Source organism: Blautia sp. HCN-20427 (assembly GCF_037890365.1).
In the GTDB taxonomy this organism is placed as follows: domain Bacteria; phylum Bacillota; class Clostridia; order Lachnospirales; family Lachnospiraceae; genus Blautia.
The window spans coordinates 1-15,560 of the sequence record NZ_JBBKBX010000024.1; the positions used below are offsets into that span (position 1 = coordinate 1).

Annotated in this window: 15 protein-coding genes; 5 read left to right on the plus strand and 10 right to left on the minus strand. The window is 39.4% G+C overall.

All coding sequences use genetic code 11. From position 1 onward, the window contains the following. From WKT17_RS13270 to WKT17_RS13300, 7 genes are all read right to left on the minus strand, one after another. Positions 1 to 744 (minus strand): type IV secretory system conjugative DNA transfer family protein (locus WKT17_RS13270; RefSeq protein ID WP_340273189.1); only part of this gene is annotated, 744 nt, incomplete at its 3' end. Next, positions 741 to 1,304 carry a PcfB family protein gene (locus WKT17_RS13275; RefSeq protein ID WP_117468617.1) on the minus strand — a complete coding sequence of 188 codons (564 nt, stop codon included), beginning with the start codon at positions 1,302 to 1,304 and terminating at the stop codon, positions 741 to 743. The genes WKT17_RS13275 and WKT17_RS13270, both read right to left, overlap by 4 nt. A 21-nt stretch (positions 1,305 to 1,325) precedes the next feature. Next, entirely contained in the window at positions 1,326 to 1,496 is a 171-nt protein-coding gene (locus tag WKT17_RS13280) for a hypothetical protein (RefSeq protein WP_165853196.1), read from the minus strand. 69 nt (positions 1,497 to 1,565) lie between these two features. Next, positions 1,566 to 6,788, minus strand: a complete 5,223-nt coding sequence (locus tag WKT17_RS13285; RefSeq protein ID WP_117468618.1) for a SpaA isopeptide-forming pilin-related protein — start codon at positions 6,786 to 6,788, stop codon at positions 1,566 to 1,568. Positions 6,789 to 7,257: 469 nt separating this feature from the next. Then, complete coding sequence (locus tag WKT17_RS13290; RefSeq protein ID WP_117468619.1) at positions 7,258 to 7,878, minus strand: sigma-70 family RNA polymerase sigma factor; 621 nt, start codon at positions 7,876 to 7,878, stop codon at positions 7,258 to 7,260. A gap of 909 nt (positions 7,879 to 8,787) precedes the next feature. Beyond that, positions 8,788 to 9,204: a hypothetical protein gene (locus WKT17_RS13295; RefSeq protein WP_117468621.1), complete on the minus strand. Its 417-nt coding sequence runs from the start codon at positions 9,202 to 9,204 to the stop codon at positions 8,788 to 8,790. 11 nt (positions 9,205 to 9,215) lie between these two features. Beyond that, a complete protein-coding gene (locus tag WKT17_RS13300; RefSeq protein WP_268999729.1) occupies positions 9,216 to 10,487 on the minus strand; it encodes a Y-family DNA polymerase in 1,272 nt (423 codons plus the stop codon). Positions 10,488 to 10,792: 305 nt separating this feature from the next. Between WKT17_RS13300 and WKT17_RS13305 the strand changes: the two genes are divergently transcribed. Together WKT17_RS13305 and WKT17_RS13310 are read left to right on the plus strand one after the other, a co-directional pair. Continuing rightward, on the plus strand, positions 10,793 to 11,203 hold the full coding sequence (locus tag WKT17_RS13305) for a helix-turn-helix domain-containing protein (RefSeq protein ID WP_009263234.1): 411 nt from the start codon (positions 10,793 to 10,795) through the stop codon (positions 11,201 to 11,203). A gap of 84 nt (positions 11,204 to 11,287) precedes the next feature. Next, on the plus strand, positions 11,288 to 11,812 hold the full coding sequence (locus WKT17_RS13310; RefSeq protein ID WP_225305238.1) for an ImmA/IrrE family metallo-endopeptidase: 525 nt from the start codon (positions 11,288 to 11,290) through the stop codon (positions 11,810 to 11,812). A 59-nt stretch (positions 11,813 to 11,871) separates the two neighbouring features. Here the strand turns inward: WKT17_RS13310 and WKT17_RS13315 are convergent, their stop codons facing one another. Next, positions 11,872 to 12,033, minus strand: coding sequence for an Arc family DNA-binding protein (locus WKT17_RS13315; protein WP_116440958.1), 162 nt, complete (start codon positions 12,031 to 12,033; stop codon positions 11,872 to 11,874). A gap of 132 nt (positions 12,034 to 12,165) precedes the next feature. Here WKT17_RS13315 and WKT17_RS13320 point away from each other — a divergent pair, with 132 nt between their 5' ends. The 3 genes from WKT17_RS13320 to WKT17_RS13330 are packed head-to-tail and all read left to right on the plus strand — an operon-like array spanning position 12,166 to position 14,080. After that, positions 12,166 to 12,885 (plus strand): hypothetical protein, encoded by a 720-nt coding sequence (locus WKT17_RS13320; protein WP_117468623.1) that lies wholly within the window; start codon positions 12,166 to 12,168, stop codon positions 12,883 to 12,885. Positions 12,886 to 12,939: 54 nt separating this feature from the next. Next, a complete protein-coding gene (locus WKT17_RS13325; protein WP_117468624.1) occupies positions 12,940 to 13,554 on the plus strand; it encodes an SMI1/KNR4 family protein in 615 nt (204 codons plus the stop codon). Between the two features lie 31 nt (positions 13,555 to 13,585). Beyond that, the gene (locus tag WKT17_RS13330; RefSeq protein WP_117468625.1) at positions 13,586 to 14,080 is read left to right on the plus strand and encodes a GNAT family N-acetyltransferase; all 495 of its coding nucleotides are present in this window, start codon (positions 13,586 to 13,588) and stop codon (positions 14,078 to 14,080) included. Positions 14,081 to 14,181: 101 nt separating this feature from the next. Here WKT17_RS13330 and WKT17_RS13335 read toward each other — a convergent pair whose 3' ends face one another. Further along, positions 14,182 to 14,478: a hypothetical protein gene (locus tag WKT17_RS13335; protein WP_244091057.1), complete on the minus strand. Its 297-nt coding sequence runs from the start codon at positions 14,476 to 14,478 to the stop codon at positions 14,182 to 14,184. A 10-nt stretch (positions 14,479 to 14,488) separates the two neighbouring features. Then, on the minus strand, positions 14,489 to 15,487 hold the full coding sequence (locus tag WKT17_RS13340) for a DUF6017 domain-containing protein (protein ID WP_117468627.1): 999 nt from the start codon (positions 15,485 to 15,487) through the stop codon (positions 14,489 to 14,491). Positions 15,488 to 15,560: the final 73 nt, after the last annotated feature.

The following is a 15,560-nucleotide window of genomic DNA, read 5'->3' on the forward strand; positions in this document are numbered from 1 at the left end:
GAAATCCTCCGTAGATTTTTCTCCTTCCCCCTTCGTATTTGCTATGATGGTATTCACCAATTTTAAGATATCTTTTTCACTACGGATATAATGGAATGGATTATAGTGCATGGACTTTTTAAAATTGATCGTATTCAGCACCTTGATCCGATAGCCGCCATTTACCAGCATCTTTCCACATTCTACAATAATTGTTCCCTTTGGATCTGTCACCACATAAGATACGCGATCTGTCATCTGCATCAGATTGGGTTTCACATAAAATCTGGTTTTACCGGATCCTGATCCCCCTATCACGATCACATTCTTGTTTCTGGCATATTTGGGAGCCTTTGGCCTACTGTTCATCGTAAGCCGTTCTGTTTCGGTCAGAATGATGTTATTTTCAAACACCGGATCTTCAAAGGGCTCGATATCCTTCCGGTTTCCCCATCTGGCCGATCCATACTCTTCTCCATGCCGGAACTTCTTCGCATTCTTCACTTTATAATACAAGATCAACCGAAAGATAAGCGCAGTCACCAATCCTCCTAACAGATCTTGCATATAAAAGCTTGGAAGCCAGTTCGTAAATGCCAGTTGGAAATTCATCAGCATCACACCGATTTTCTCAATCATACTGTCACCAATACAATGGCGGTATAGCCAAAAGCATTTATCTGCAAGATAGAAGATGATCAGATACGGAATACTTAATATCACCACTCTCTTCATCTGGATATTCTGCATCTTTTCCCGGATCATCGTTCCTGCCCTCTGACTTTCTGCTTCGTCTTGACTCTCTGACGATGTTTTGCTTTCCTCTCCTGTGTCTTCTGCAGTTTCTTTCGGACAGAAGGCTTTTTCTTTTTAGACTGATCCAGCTCTATGCCTGCATATTCTTTAAATGCAGCCGTCATCACGTCCACATCTTTCGATTTAAAAAATACTAGATACAATGGCGGTTTCACATGGGAATCCTTTTTCAGACTATAATCGATCCCATATTTACGGGCTACCCGGTCAAATGACTTGATATTTTGATCCGTGATCTGAATATTGGTAAGCTGTGCTCCCTGTGCGATCAGTTGTTTTATCGTCTGCTTTCCATGAGGCTTTTTCATCTCCTGTCGTTTTCTTTCTTTTTCTCTGCCCTTTTCCTGTGCTTTTCCTGTTTTGACAGCCTGTTTTACCTGTACCCGTTTCTGTTTCTGTCTGCTCATTCCATCCAGAAATTTTCTCATAGATGCCTTTAGCACGCCGGTACTCATCCGGGTTGTCTGGATACACAGAGCTATGATTTTTTCATTCACTTCATCCTGCAATTAACCACTCCCTTTCTTTCCTTAATCCTTTGGGGGAAGCAAATAATAGCACTGCTTCTCAATGCAGCCCGTTTTTCTCCCTCCCCACCAATAGCAATATTTACAAGACCAGGGTTTTTCTTCACTATATTTTCTCCCCGGCATTGCTGCATTTGGTTCCACGATCAGGTTCTTATCTCTTCTCCTGTCCATCCTCATGTTCCTCCTAACAAAAAAGCGTTCACAGATTCCCTCCGGTTTCCATGAACGCTTTCCCTTACATTATTTCTTCTTTATTTTTCTTCCAAGGACTACCACTCCACTGAAGCTCATTCCAAGCACGATCAACCATAACAACAAGTTGGTGTTATCCCCAGTCTTCGGTGCATCTTTAGAAGGTTTTCCACCTTCCGGAGTGCTTTCTTTTGGTTTTTCCTCATCAACCATAACAACCTTCTGTACTTCAGCGGTATCTTTTACTTCAAATTCCACATCCTTTGCAACCAGATAACCTTCCGGTGCCGTTTCTTCCCTGAGCATGTACTTTCCGATCGGAAGCATCTCTATATAATGTGCCTCTTCTGTAGATGTCCAGCTTTCTACCACTTTTCCATCTTCATCTAAGATCGTAAGCTTTGCACCTGGAAGTTCTTTTCCTGCGATATCCTGTTTCGAGATCAACACCTTTGTCACATCATCTTTCATCTCCTGTTTCTGGATTTCTGCAGTATTTTCTACTGTAAAGGTAATGCTCTCAGCAGTTACATATCCATCTGCCGGTTTTGTTTCTGTCATCATATAGGATTTTCCAACGGTCAGCCCCTTGATCACATGGGCTTTTTCTGTAGATACCCACTCATCGATTACATTTCCGTCTTCATCTGTCACCTTCAGATGAGCTCCCGGAAGTTCTTTTCCTGTGGTAAGGTCTGTTTTCGTAAGTTCTACCTTTGTCGGCTCATTTTCAAAAACAAACTCATAGGAAACCTCGGCTTCTTCCGGTTTTCCATACTCAAAAGTGAATTCCTTTTCTTCATTCGATGTCACAAAACCATCCGGCGCATAGATTTCTTTTACGATATAGGTCCCATCCACTGGAAGATCTGCTTTGAAAAGGATCTGTCCATTTTCATCCGTTGTTTTCTGCTCGATCAGCGTTCCGGCTTCCATCAGGACTTTTCCATCTCTGCCTTTGATATCTTCTTTTGTAAATAAGCCGAAAATCGCACCTTCCAGCATACGTTCTGTATCCTTTTCTTTTTTAAGGACCGTTACTTTTATCTTCTGGCGGTTGTTCTGCCATTCTTCATCAAAAGTAACCACTGGCGTATCCTGATCGCGATAGGTCAGATCCACAAATCTAGGCTCTCCATCCAGTACAAAACCATGTGCCGTTTTCACTTCCTTCACACAATATTTTCCTACCGGAAGGTCTTCCATTTTTGCGATCCCCTTCTCATCGGTTGTGATCGTGCCTACCAGCTCATCTTTCTTATAATGATCTGCACTTACGCCATCCGCAGCCTTGATATCTTCTGCAGCATAGACTTCAAAGGTGACTTCACTTAAGTTTCCTGTGATATATTCAAAGAAATGTTCTACCGTTCCTTTCACATTATCCAGAAGAGTAATCTTCTCTAAAAATTCTCCCTTTTTGTTGATGATCAGAAGCCCTTTTGGAACCTCATCCTTCATTTCCACTTTCTGTGCTTCGGCAGTATCTTTGACCTTAAATGTCACATCCGTTGCTTTCAGATAACCATATGGAGCAAACTCTTCATGAAGGGTATAGGTTTCTCCGACAACCAGACGCTTGATCACATGTGGCTTATCCTTTTCAGATGTCCATTCATCGATCACATTTCCATCTTTATCCATGACCTTCAATCTTGCGCCCTCCAGCTCTACGCCTGTGGTCAGATCAGACTTTGTGAACTCTGCTGTAGTCGGTTCATTCTTCTTTACGGCCTGTAAGGAAACAATCTTTGTCTCCTGTCCCTGATACTCTGCAACAAATTCCAGAACCTCATCCGAAGAAACAAAACCTTCCGGCGCTTTTAATTCTTTTACATAGTATTCTCCAAATGGAAGATCCAGGGTGCATGTTGCCATACCGTTCTCATCGGATGTCATTTCCTGTAATAAGGTATCTGCTTTCACAAGAACTTTTCCATTTGCCTGGATATTTTTCTTGTTATAGATGCCAAACACAGCCCCAGATAATACCCGTCCATTTTCTGCATCCTGTTTTTCTACGGAAATAGAGACTTTCTGTCTGTCATTTCCTACGATTGCTTCTGCTTCAACGATCGGTGTATCCTGATCCTGATAAGTTAATGCAACCTTTACTGGCTCCGGATTTAATACAAATCCTTCCGGTGCCTTTGTTTCCACTACATAGTATCTTCCAAGCGGCAGATCCTTTGCTACAGCTTTTCCACCCTCTCCCGTTGTGATCGTTGTCACAAGCGTATCCTTTGCATAAAGTACGATACGGTTCCCATCTGCATCTTTCTGATGATCCGGAGTGCAGATATCCTCTGCCGCACGTACTTCAAATTCCGCCCCGGAAAGGTACTGTTCTTTATAGATAAAGTCGTTCTCAAAACCAGAAAGCATCTCACCTTTCTTATACACAATAAGATTTCCCTTTACCGGCTGATCTTCATAGGAAACTTCAATGATCACATCTCCACTTACTCCATCTACTTCATAGGCAGTATCCGAATCCACGGTGATCTCTACATAGTTTTTGTTGACAACATATCCATCCGGTGCTGTAACTTCTTCAATACGATAGTGACCAATCTCTAAGTTTTTCGGTAAGATCAGGTATCCCTGGCTGTCCGTAAAGAAAGATTTATGGACTGTGACCGTAGGATAGGTTGTTACCTGTTCCACATATTTCTTATGATCCAGATCATAAATTTTAAATTCTGTGCCGGCTACTAACACCGGTTTCTTTGTTTCATCATCTTTTTTGATGATCTTTAACTTTGCGGAAAATTCTTTGTCCAACAGTACCTTCCAAACCTGCGGTTTATCCGGATTGTTTTCACGGATGGTAATCTCAAAATCCTCTACCGGTTTATAATTATGAGGTGTGGTTGTTTCTCGTACAATATACGTTCCATATGGAAGCGGAATACTGCACGCATACCCTTTCTCATCTGTGAACATTTCCGTTTTACCATCTGCTGTAAGGATGACTGGCTCTGCATGGGAAAAATCATAACTTCCATCTTCTTTTTTCTCCAGGCTGCTCTTTAAGTAAGCGCTGAAACCTGCCCCTTTTAACAGATCTGCATCCGTTTCTCCATTGTTCGCAGCTTTTATGATCTGGAACGGCTGTTTCATAACAAGTTCTGTTGATTTCACAGTACGTTCTATCGTTGGAACTGTGCCACCTTCATAAGAACATTCCACATCATGCTCTGTCTTGTCTAACAGATATCCTTCCGGCGCCTGGATCTCTTTTACAAAATATTTTCCAAGATACAGGTCTTTTACCGCAGCATCTCCCTTCTGATCTACCTTTAAGGTAGATACAAGATCACCGGCTTTATGTACAATTCCTGTTGTTCCATCTGGATGTACAATGTTTTCTCTCGCATAGAGGCCATACACCGCACCTTCTAAAGTCGCATCTCCTTGTGGATTTACCCCTGTTTCTGCATCTTCTTTGATCAGATGGATCTTTGCATAAGTACGTTCATTCAGAACATTCTTTGTACTTGTTTTACCGATATTAACATCTACCGGATAAACAGTTGGATCTGCCTGATAATTTGCCGGTGGCTGGATTTCTTTTACATACACAATATCCTGTGTCTTTTCGACTGTTACTTTAGAAGCGCCCTTTTTATCTGTCTCAGGCATCTGCGTGATTAAATCTGAGCACTCCTTATCACGGTAAACACCATAGATTGCTCCTGCCAGATGATTTCCGGTGGCTTTATCATTTTTTACAATCGCAATTTCCGCCTGTTTTGTCCATGTAACATTCAGGCTTACTTTATTTGTTGTTTCCACACCTTCTCCAAAAATAAATGCCAAATCTTGCACACTTCCATTGGTTGTCAGCTTATACGCCGAATAATCTTTCTTCAATCCGCCTGCCATCGTTGTAGCAAATACTTCTGCGGTATCACTTGCCTGTGTAAGCGGTGCAGAAAGGTAAAACTTTGTGCCTCCTTGGATTGTTACCTTTGCTCCCGGTGCGCTTGTACTTCCTGTACTTACGTTGTGAAAACGTACTCCAGATGGAAGGCTGATCGTCACACTCTGCTGTCCTGCCGCATGGAATGTGATTTCCTTTGTACGCTGTGTATTTCCTTCTACATAAGCCTTTACATTGGCATCGGAAAATGACATGGACACATCCGGTATCTCAGACTTCTTTACACAATAATTGTAAATATCCATTGCTAGTTCCTGTCCTGTTGCATTGGTTCCATAGAACGCATCACTACTGCCATAAGCATAAGCAGCCGCCATATGGACAAGAATAAATCTCTTTCCTGATGAAAAATCCCTGTGCTTGTTCGCAAAATAACTTTCTGCACCTGCCGCATCGGTACCGTAATAACATACCTTTGCAAGAGCCTGATTGTCAGCCAGCTTTGTGATGGTATAAATACCTGATCCTGGTCCTGGTTTTGCCGGCTGGATACAATAAGCCGTTGCTCTTACACTTCCATAAGAAATATAATACGGCTCTGTAAGATATGTTCCAAGCCCGTAGTCTGCATATCGGTATATTGGACCTTTTTCAATAGTTACCTGCTGAGATCCTACACCTGCAGTTCTAGCCATCGCTTTGATTGTAGTAATCTCACCTGGTTCCATTCCATTAAAATCAACACCTTGTTCTACTGCCTGTTCCATAACATCACGAAGTTCCAATCCCGATACTTCATCATATGTTTCCTGATCCATTGTTTCTTCGATCAATGCATCAAAAGCAGCATTCTCTTCTGATACATCTGTCTCTGTTGGGATTTCTGACGGCTTCTCTGAATCCTCCTCATCTTCTTCCGTCTCTTTTATTTCGGATTGCTCTGCATCTGCTGAAGGACTTTCACTCTCTTTTTCTATTTCCTTTACAGTCACATTTCTGCTGATCTGATAATTCGGATGTTCCTGATTGACCGGTTCTACATGATAAACAGTTTTATAGGTATCTGCATGGGATGTTGTAAAATCTTCTCCCTGCTCATTCTTTGCTTCCTCAAAAGTAATCTTTACTTTTTCCGCGTCCTTGATCTCTAACCCTGTAAAATCTGTTTTTACATCAAAACTTGTTCCCACTTCCACCTGATGATCCTTTGCCAGAACAATTTCATCTTCATCTAGCAGGCTTTGTACCTCTTCCAAAAGAGGCAGTTTTTTTTCTTTCGGAAGCTCCGCAGCATAACTGTTGATTGGTGATAACACCGTAGATAAAAGAGTGACCGCTGTCAGCAATCCGGATACAACCCGCTTTGCTTTTTGTTTCACTTTCATGTTCTTAAATCCTTCCTTTCTTCTGAATCTTATTTATCCGTTATACTTGTTCATCGTTTTCCATCATTCTTTCCTGAAAATAATCCCCTCCTTTCCTGGTCTTGTGCTATTTGGGACAGTCAGCACTTTGCTGAGATAACAGCACAAATATATGGCGGTATCTGCTTTTTCAAACAAACACCGCCATATGATTTCTACTGTCATCCTCATTTTGATTCAGACAATTATTTTTTATTTAAGATTTAAGCGTTTTCCTGTTCTCTTCCCCGGATCCGTTCCTGTTTTAGAGTCCATATCTCCAAAACGTTTTCTCTGTCAGGACACGCACAATGCACATTCAAGGCAGGTATCACTCCGGGCAGGCTATTCTCTTTTCAAGGTACATGAAGTGTTTCTTACAAACGTCTTCATATAACGAAAGGAAAACGGCCTGTTTTACAGGGTGCTTTTTAAATTTTTTTGATTTTTTTTAATTTTCTTCTTTATCTGCATGTTTTTTCATGACAGAAAGTGCTCTTTGCATCATTTCACAAACACTCTGCTGTCTGATTCCAAGATAGTCTGCAATCTTCTCTTGATTCATTTCTTCAAAGTAAAATAACTGGATGATTTCTTTCTGTCTGGCAGTTAGACAACCTAAGAAATCGCGGACCATCTCTTTTTCAATATACTGGTCGAGAAAATCTGAAGCTGGATCTAGCAGTAAGATCCTGTCATCCGCATAATCGCTATACGAAACGAGTCTATGGTTTGATGCCACCTTAGTCTGATTTATTTCCATACGATCCGTTGCTTCCATTAACAAACGAATGTACCAATTTTCGTTGTCAAAAAATTCTTCGTTCATAATACTTCGATCTTCCTTCACATCCATGTATTGATAATCTTTACAGGAATGGAGTGGAAAGATGGTTTTCTTTCCGTTTTCCCTGTATAACACATACCCATTTGCGTAAACGGTAATATCACATTCCCCACTCAGAATTTCCTTTACTACAATCTCTTCTTTTTCTAACGCCTTTTCAGAAGGGACTCTCTTTGTCATACCTGCCACTTTTACTACTTTCTTTAATTCTTTTAATGTCAACATATGGACCACCTTTCTGCCTTACGGCTACGGGTGATCCATGAACTCTATAAGAATCTCATCACAATTAGCCACGAACTCACCCGTTTTTTTTGAACGGGAGTCCGCAGCTCCTATGTAATTACCTCCTTCGGCTATATCATACAAAATTCCGTAGTATCTCTGATTTTTACAACTGAAACTTTGCCCTCTATATATAGAAAGGAAAAAGCCCTGTTTTACAGGTTAAAAACTCAACTTTTTTTTAATTTTTGAGAAAACAAAAAAAGCCGGCAAAACAAATGCTTCCACAGACACAGAATGAAATATCATCCTGCATTGTATCTGCAAATGTTTTGCCGGGCTCTTCATGATTCCAGTCAGGTTCAGCTCCTTGACAAACTCTTGCTATCAGGTGCAGCCTTGATGGTTCCAGCCAAATCCACCGCTTATCCTGACAGCTCATTTTATTTAGTTTCCTTTCGGGAATTCATCACTTTTTGAGAATATACCCGCATTCTTTCTTTCAGTTTTTCATCTTTGATGTGCAAAGGGCGTACTGAAACAATATCATCTTTTACTAAAATCTCCAAAGTGCTTCTACATTTCTTGCATTCTACTTCTGAATCGCAATGTGCGCTTTTTTCAATAAATGCTCCGCATACAGAGCAATGTACATGCCATCTGATAGCATCTGATCCCATAGGCTTCCTCCTTTAAGCAATAATAAAAAAGTCCATTTTATTACTCAACGGATCAAAGGGAAATCAAATCCGCCTTATGAGCATCATGTTGTCCATTCCGTAAGTGCCAAAGCTGCACGAACAGCATGATCATCAAATCCCAGACCTGCTTTGTTGATCTGGCGCATCCATCCTTATTCTCTCCGGATTCCCACTCACCCAGGATACTAAGAATTTCTGCCGATTGTATTTAACAAGGTAATTCCAATTCTTCAAATATATCCCCGGATAACTCACAAAGATCCGGGATCAAAATGATCGTATCATCAATCCGTAAATGAATGGATGGATCAAAAAATTCAACGGTTCCGCAAATCGTATGATACTGGCCTGCCGGTTTCATTTCCCGGCTTTCTTTAAAATAGGTTGCCTGTATCTGCATTCCAACAGAAACCATCTGAAGCTTCCTATCCAATCCACATTTTTGTTCTTCGGATAACACCTTCCTTTGTTCATAAAGTATTTCCTGTTTCCGTACGATCTCCTCAAATCCCCGAAGTGCTGCAAAAGGGGCAAATTGCTTCGCCCTGTGCTGCACATCCATAGGATATCTTTTGGAAACTGGTCTCGGAATATATAAATATTTCTGATAAGCCTTTGCCAGCATACTTTCACCTCCTATGCGCGATGTCCTCCAACCTGATTATTTCTTTCCCGGTAGGTAGAACATTCCAACAGATTGGATCCCCGCATGATCGCATTTTTTCCATAACGCTTTTTCACCTGCAATACTGCTTCCTGCAGATGTCTTTCCTTTTCTGCTTTTATGGAATCCTGGAAAAGAGTATATTGCTGATAGCCTTCCGGTGTTATCTTATTTGCAATGATCTCTATCCGTCTGATCCCGGTATGTGGATCTGCGATCTTTCGATAAAGCGCTTCTACTGTATCGATCATTTCTTTGGAACAATTGGTACGATCCGGAAACCTTACGGTTCCTTTCGATGGCTCCCTCTCAAAACGATGATCGTAAGCGATCCACAAGGTTACAGAATTCGTTACCAGTCCCTTTTCCACCAGATCCAGAACCAGTACATCTGTCATTTCTCTTACAACAACAGCAGCTTCTTCAAATGTGTAATTTCTCATCAACACCTGTCCATTGGAAAGACTATGCTCTTCTGTATGATAATTTTTGATATCACTCATTTTACAGGACTCACAGCCCCAGGCATGATCGATCAATAGTTCTGCATCGATCCCAAACATTTTATACAGCCAGTCTTCCGACTGGATAGAGGCAAGTGCGATATCTCCCATCGTTTGGATTCCATATCCGGCTAATTTTCTCTCTGTTCTGGAACCAATGCGCCAGAAATCACTCAATGGTTTATGTCCCCATAACTGTTCCCGGTAAGAGATCTCATCCAGCATTCCGATATGATCCTCTATATGTTTTGCCACAATATCCATTGCGATCTTTGCAAGATACAGATTAGTTCCGATTCCTGCTGTTGCTGTAATTCCGGTTTCTTCCATAACCGCATCCATCAGTTTTTGTGCCATTTCTTTCGCTGTAAGGTGATACAGGGAAAGGTATCTTGTGACATCCATAAAGCACTCATCCACACTGTAAACATGGATATCTTCTTTTGCCACATAGTTTAAATAAATCCCATAGATCCTTGCCGAATACTCCATATAGAGCTGCATCCTCGGTTTTGCCACAATATATTCGATATGATCTGGTATCTCATGGATCCTGCAACGGTTACGGATCCCCAGCTTTTTCATAGCCGGCGTGATAGCAAGGCAAATGGTGGATACCGATCGGTCCGGATCTGCAACAACCAGATTGGTAGTAAACGGATCCAGTCCTCTTTCCACACACTCAACAGAAGCATAAAAAGATTTCAGATCAATACAGAGGAATGTTTCCTTCTGTTTCAAATCAATCACCTCCCATAAGTTGCCTATCTTTCTCTTTCCCATAAGCAATCCGATCTCATCCCAATTCGTTTTCACACGATAGTGATCGTGTCAAAACAGGCAATTTTCAGTAAATCCATTGACAAGAAAGGAAATATCATTTATATTATAGGCAATTAATTGCCGTTCTGTTGTGATTCACATTATAGGCAATCATTCGCCTCTTGTCAAGAGGCAACTTGTTGATTATGGGAAATTTATTTCCTATCCCGTTTCAGCATCATACATAAAGATCCTGAAACGCCAATTAGAAAGTAGGTATTTTTATGACATTCGGTGAAAAAGTGAAAAATTTAAGAAAGAACAAAGGACTCAACCAAACCCAATTAGCAGATGCTGTCGGTGTCTCCCTTCGGACTGTTCGGGGATGGGAAATTGAAGGCCGTTATCCAAAGAAACATGACCTTTACCAGAAACTTGCAGACATTTTAAGCTGCGATATCTCCTATCTCATGACAGAAGAAGAGGCTTTTATCACAGAAGCATCTGAACAATTTGGAAACCGTGGAGCAAAACAGGCTCAGCAGATCTTAGAACAGGCCGCTGCAATGTTCGCCGGCGGGGAACTTTCTGATGAAGACAAAACAGCCTTTATGGATGAGATCCAGTCTTTATATCTGGATTCCAAAAGACGTGCAAAGAAATTTACACCAAAGAAATATTTAGATGCCAAATAGATGGGGTGATTATTGGACAGCCTATAGGATATAGTTTTATTGTCAGAAGTAACATTACCCGCTTCTGTTTGATTCATACACGAGGTGATATATTTGGGGAATTCATATATTTACAACAAAGTAGAAAAACTTGTAAAAAAGTTCAAGACCAGGGATCCTTTTGAAATACTGGAAGAAATGAATGTGATCGTTGGAGAAACAGACCGCTACGAAAAATTAAAGGGATACTGTTTCATGAGCTGCCAGACCATTTATGTTATGGTAAGCAGTTTTCTCTCTGAGGAAGAGAAAAAGATCGTTGCCGCCCACGAACTCGGTCACATCATTCTGCATCGTTCTCAGCTCAAAATGGCGCCGATGAAAGATGATGTCTTATATAACATGAGGGATAATACGGAATACGAAGCGAACCTTTTCGCTGCAGATCTTATCCTGGATGATAAAGAAATCGCAGACCTGTCAAAGAACGAAGATCTGAACTATTTCGGGCTCTGTAGCTGCTTAAACTCCAGTCCGGAACTCATGAGCTTCAAGTTATACAGTCTGATCAAGCGTGGTCAGAACTACAATATGCCGCTGGAAATACAGAGCAACTTCCTGGCCAAATAAAATTTGCCCGTTCCATACAACCGAACGGGCTTTTCTTGTATCCATATGTGAAGATTCTTTTATTTCAGTTCTCCATGCTTATTTTCAAATTCTATGATTGCCTGACGTATTAAATATAACACTTCTCCATTGATCGAACGCCCTTCAAATTCTGCCAGGCTTTTCAGTTTTTTATGCGTTTCAGCATCAATCCGTAATCCTAAATGCTTCTCTTTCTCCATGATTATTCTCTCCATCTCTATAAGTACATATTAAGTTCATATTTCAAGTTCATTTTAAGTACAAATAATGGTAGAATGTTTTAAATGGACTTATTTTAAGTACACTATATTTTTTCACGGAGGAATTCAATCATGCATGAAAAAAGAAAAAAATATTATCATATCAGAAAAGATTTATTCTGGTACACCATCCTATTAGCTGTATCCTTTCTCATCGGTTATGCTATCCATCAACATCACGGTATTTTTCTAACACATTCCCTGAAAGCAGACGCCCCAAAAGAACGGATAGAAATAACCTTTGACGATCTGCAATCAAGCCTGAAAGATATCTCTACATGCTATTTATGTGGAAGTTCTGATTATAGTATGATGGACTATTATCGAAAATTTGATACGGTTGGACTGATTTCCCTCAATGACTGGTACGTCTTAGATTTCCAACTAAAAGCATATGATGAAAACGGAAATGAAATACCAAATAAAACCGGTTCAAATATCCTTTTCGGAAACACAGGCGAAATCACCTATTCCTCTCATGGAGATGTTTCCCGCAGAATGGCTGAGATAGATATCACGTTACCGGAAAACTACAAATTAAACAAAAGAAATCTAACAGATCATCTCTGCCAAAGTTGCCTTGATAAAGTTGCTGCTTCCTTAGAATATTGGAAATATGAAAATGAAAAGAAAGAACCAATCCCGCTGTGTTTGGTCGATTTTAAAACTCTTGATATTTATTCCTTACAAGATTATTACCGATCAATTTTCATCCGGGATTATTATGTAGAAATGGATTTTGAAAACAATTCCGTAGAAATAAAAGTCTTTTATCTGCCCGAAAGATTATAATTATGATATACTGAAAGAAAACGACAAATTGGAGTTGTAGAGGGGGTATTATAAGTGGATTTAAGTAAGGTCTTTTCATTTCAAAAGAATTCTCCTGCAACAGAAAATGAGATTAACTTTTCTGAAAATAATATTTTAGGAGATCTTCCAGAAGTATATAAGCAATTTTTAAGAGAAACTAATGGAATGGTTCTCAATTTATGTGTGTTATACGATACGGATAGTATTGTTGAAATGTACAAGGTAAATGAATTTGCAAAATATGCTCCGAATTATTTAAGTATAGGAAATGATAATGGTGATAGAGAATTGGTTATCAAGGCTGAGAAAGATGCTTGTGTATGTGGTTTTCTTGATGCTGGTGCAATAGGTACAGCTGAACCGGATGAGTGGTTTAACTTTGTATTATGGATAGAAAATGGTTGTGAAATGTTAGAAGAAAAACCCGCTGAATGGGGAAATATCTCAATTATCAATATTCCTGACGATAAGCTAAAATTTCTAATGGAAATGAAAAAAATTTTTGCATTGTCAATATCAACAGGTATTCTATTAAAGGAAGTAAATTCATTACCGTTTATTGTTGTGAGAGGAATACATATTGGTAAAGCTAAAAAGTTAATAAACCAAACAACTTTTCCAGACTGTTATAAATTTTCTGGTGAGTAACAAACTTGAATTTGAGAGGGGATTTTTGGGAATGGTGATTGAAACAAAACGATTGAAAATCATCGTTCTTACACAAGAACAGCTTGAAATGTTAGTGGATAATATTCCGGAATTTGAGAAAAGGCTAAACTGTTCATATCAGGGCGAGAAAATAGAGGGGATTTTCAAAAACATTCTTTATGAGCAGAGTTTAAAAATCGAAGCAAATAGCGATGTGTATTTGTGGCTGACATTTTGGCTGATTGTCAAAAAAGATGATAATATTGCAGTTGGTATGATTGATTTTAAAAATATCCCGAATGAGAATAGAGAAGTTGAGATTGGGTATGGTTTGGGAAAAAAACATGAACATTTCGGGTATATGACAGAAGCTGTTGAAGCATTTTGCACATGGGGGAAAAAGCAAGCAAGTGTAAAACATATTATTGCAGAAACAGAAATAGACAATTTTTCCTCTCAACGTGTTTTGCAAAGAAACGGTTTTATTGAATACTTTAGGGATAAGACAATTTGGTGGAAATTGTAACAAATCTCAGTTTGGACTTTTCTTATAGAGCCTTTCCCTGAAGGAGAGGCTCTATAATTTTTATCTGAAATCACTAAGGCTACTTTAACTGTCATCTTTTCTTAACCTAAAATCAATGTACATATTTTTTCTCTAAGTAAGTCGATTACAATATCTATAAATTCTCCAGCAAATAAGATAAAGATCAGAACACCTCCCATACAAACCAGAAAAGCTGCCTGTAGCCAGTCTTGATAACAGATTACTGTTCCAATGAACAACGCCATAATTCCCAATCCCAATATCTTTTTTGCGATTGCCACCATATGTACTAATAGCTTCACTCCGGCACCTATGATCGAAATGATAAACCACAATGGAATCAATAACACTTTTCCTGCCACTTTTAAAATACCCATATCTGTCCTCCTATCTTGCCAGCCACGGCATGTCATGATTTACTTCTGCCCGGTAATATCCACTGATTGTTGAAGGTGCATTGAACAATGCCGCAAGTAAATATTTCTTGATATTCTTGATTTTACTCGTATTTCCTTCCAGACAATGCAGCACATACTCTACATGGGAATAATCCAGCTTCATGAATTTTCCTCTTACCAAGGCTCCTGAATACCAGTTGCTTGCAATCAGTACTTTATCACTCTTACACATAACAGTCTCTACGATCAGATCCACGATTTCATCAATCTGATTTTTGTCATGAGGATGACTCACTAACAAAGAATCATAATCCAGATTGTCTTTGATCAGAGATTGATACGCATGTAACGTTTCCATCTCATCCTCTTCGGATCCTATCCCATCTGCAGATACGATATGATTAGATTTATTCTCACTAAGATTAGTATTGTTAATATTAGTATTATTAGAGTTTGAAATGTAAACTTCTTGAAGTTTATTTTCGGGACTTCTTGAAGTTTGTTTTTGGGACTTCTTGAAGTTTGAAATGTAAACTTCTTCTGTCTCTTCTTCCTCTACAGAAGTTTGATTTATAAACTTCACCATCTTTGATTTTTCTTTTTTCTGTTCCTCACATTCCTCCTGAACAAATGATTTTACATAGATGATCGTAACCTTTCCAAAGCCCTGTCTGCGCTTTTCAATCAAACCTATCCCTTTTTCATCATCCAGCTCCTGAAGAGATTTCACCGCTTTATTTCTGCCACAATTCAATAATTCCATGATATCTTCAATGGAAAAATAGATATATGCCCGATTTTCTTCATCAAACCACTGATTCTTAATGGATAAAGACATTCTGTCCAGCATCAAACCGTATAAGATCTTCGCATCACAGGAAAGATCCTTAAAACAGTCATTGGTAAATAACGCTTTGGGTATTCTGTAAAAACTAAACTGGTCTGCTTCTGTTCCATAAAAATATTTAAAATTCATTTTTTTGTCCATGTATCTTCCTCCCTTCCTTTCTCTCATAGAAGTCCTTTTTTTAAACTTCTGTATCTCTTCTTTCTTCGGGTTG

What these genes read in the sequence shown, in the direction of transcription:
- WKT17_RS13280 (WP_165853196.1), bottom strand. Translation starts at nt 1,496, where the DNA reads ATGGACAGGAGAAGAGATAAGAACCTGATCGTGGAACCAAATGCAGCA.
- WKT17_RS13285 (WP_117468618.1), bottom strand. Translation starts at nt 6,788, where the DNA reads ATGAAAGTGAAACAAAAAGCAAAGCGGGTTGTATCCGGATTGCTGACA.
- WKT17_RS13290 (WP_117468619.1), bottom strand. Translation starts at nt 7,878, where the DNA reads ATGTTGACATTAAAAGAATTAAAGAAAGTAGTAAAAGTGGCAGGTATG.
- WKT17_RS13295 (WP_117468621.1), bottom strand. Translation starts at nt 9,204, where the DNA reads ATGCTGGCAAAGGCTTATCAGAAATATTTATATATTCCGAGACCAGTT.
- WKT17_RS13305 (WP_009263234.1), top strand. Translation starts at nt 10,793, where the DNA reads ATGACATTCGGTGAAAAAGTGAAAAATTTAAGAAAGAACAAAGGACTC.
- WKT17_RS13315 (WP_116440958.1), bottom strand. Translation starts at nt 12,033, where the DNA reads ATGGAGAAAGAGAAGCATTTAGGATTACGGATTGATGCTGAAACGCAT.
- WKT17_RS13320 (WP_117468623.1), top strand. Translation starts at nt 12,166, where the DNA reads ATGCATGAAAAAAGAAAAAAATATTATCATATCAGAAAAGATTTATTC.
- WKT17_RS13330 (WP_117468625.1), top strand. Translation starts at nt 13,586, where the DNA reads ATGGTGATTGAAACAAAACGATTGAAAATCATCGTTCTTACACAAGAA.
- WKT17_RS13335 (WP_244091057.1), bottom strand. Translation starts at nt 14,478, where the DNA reads ATGGGTATTTTAAAAGTGGCAGGAAAAGTGTTATTGATTCCATTGTGG.
- WKT17_RS13340 (WP_117468627.1), bottom strand. Translation starts at nt 15,487, where the DNA reads ATGGACAAAAAAATGAATTTTAAATATTTTTATGGAACAGAAGCAGAC.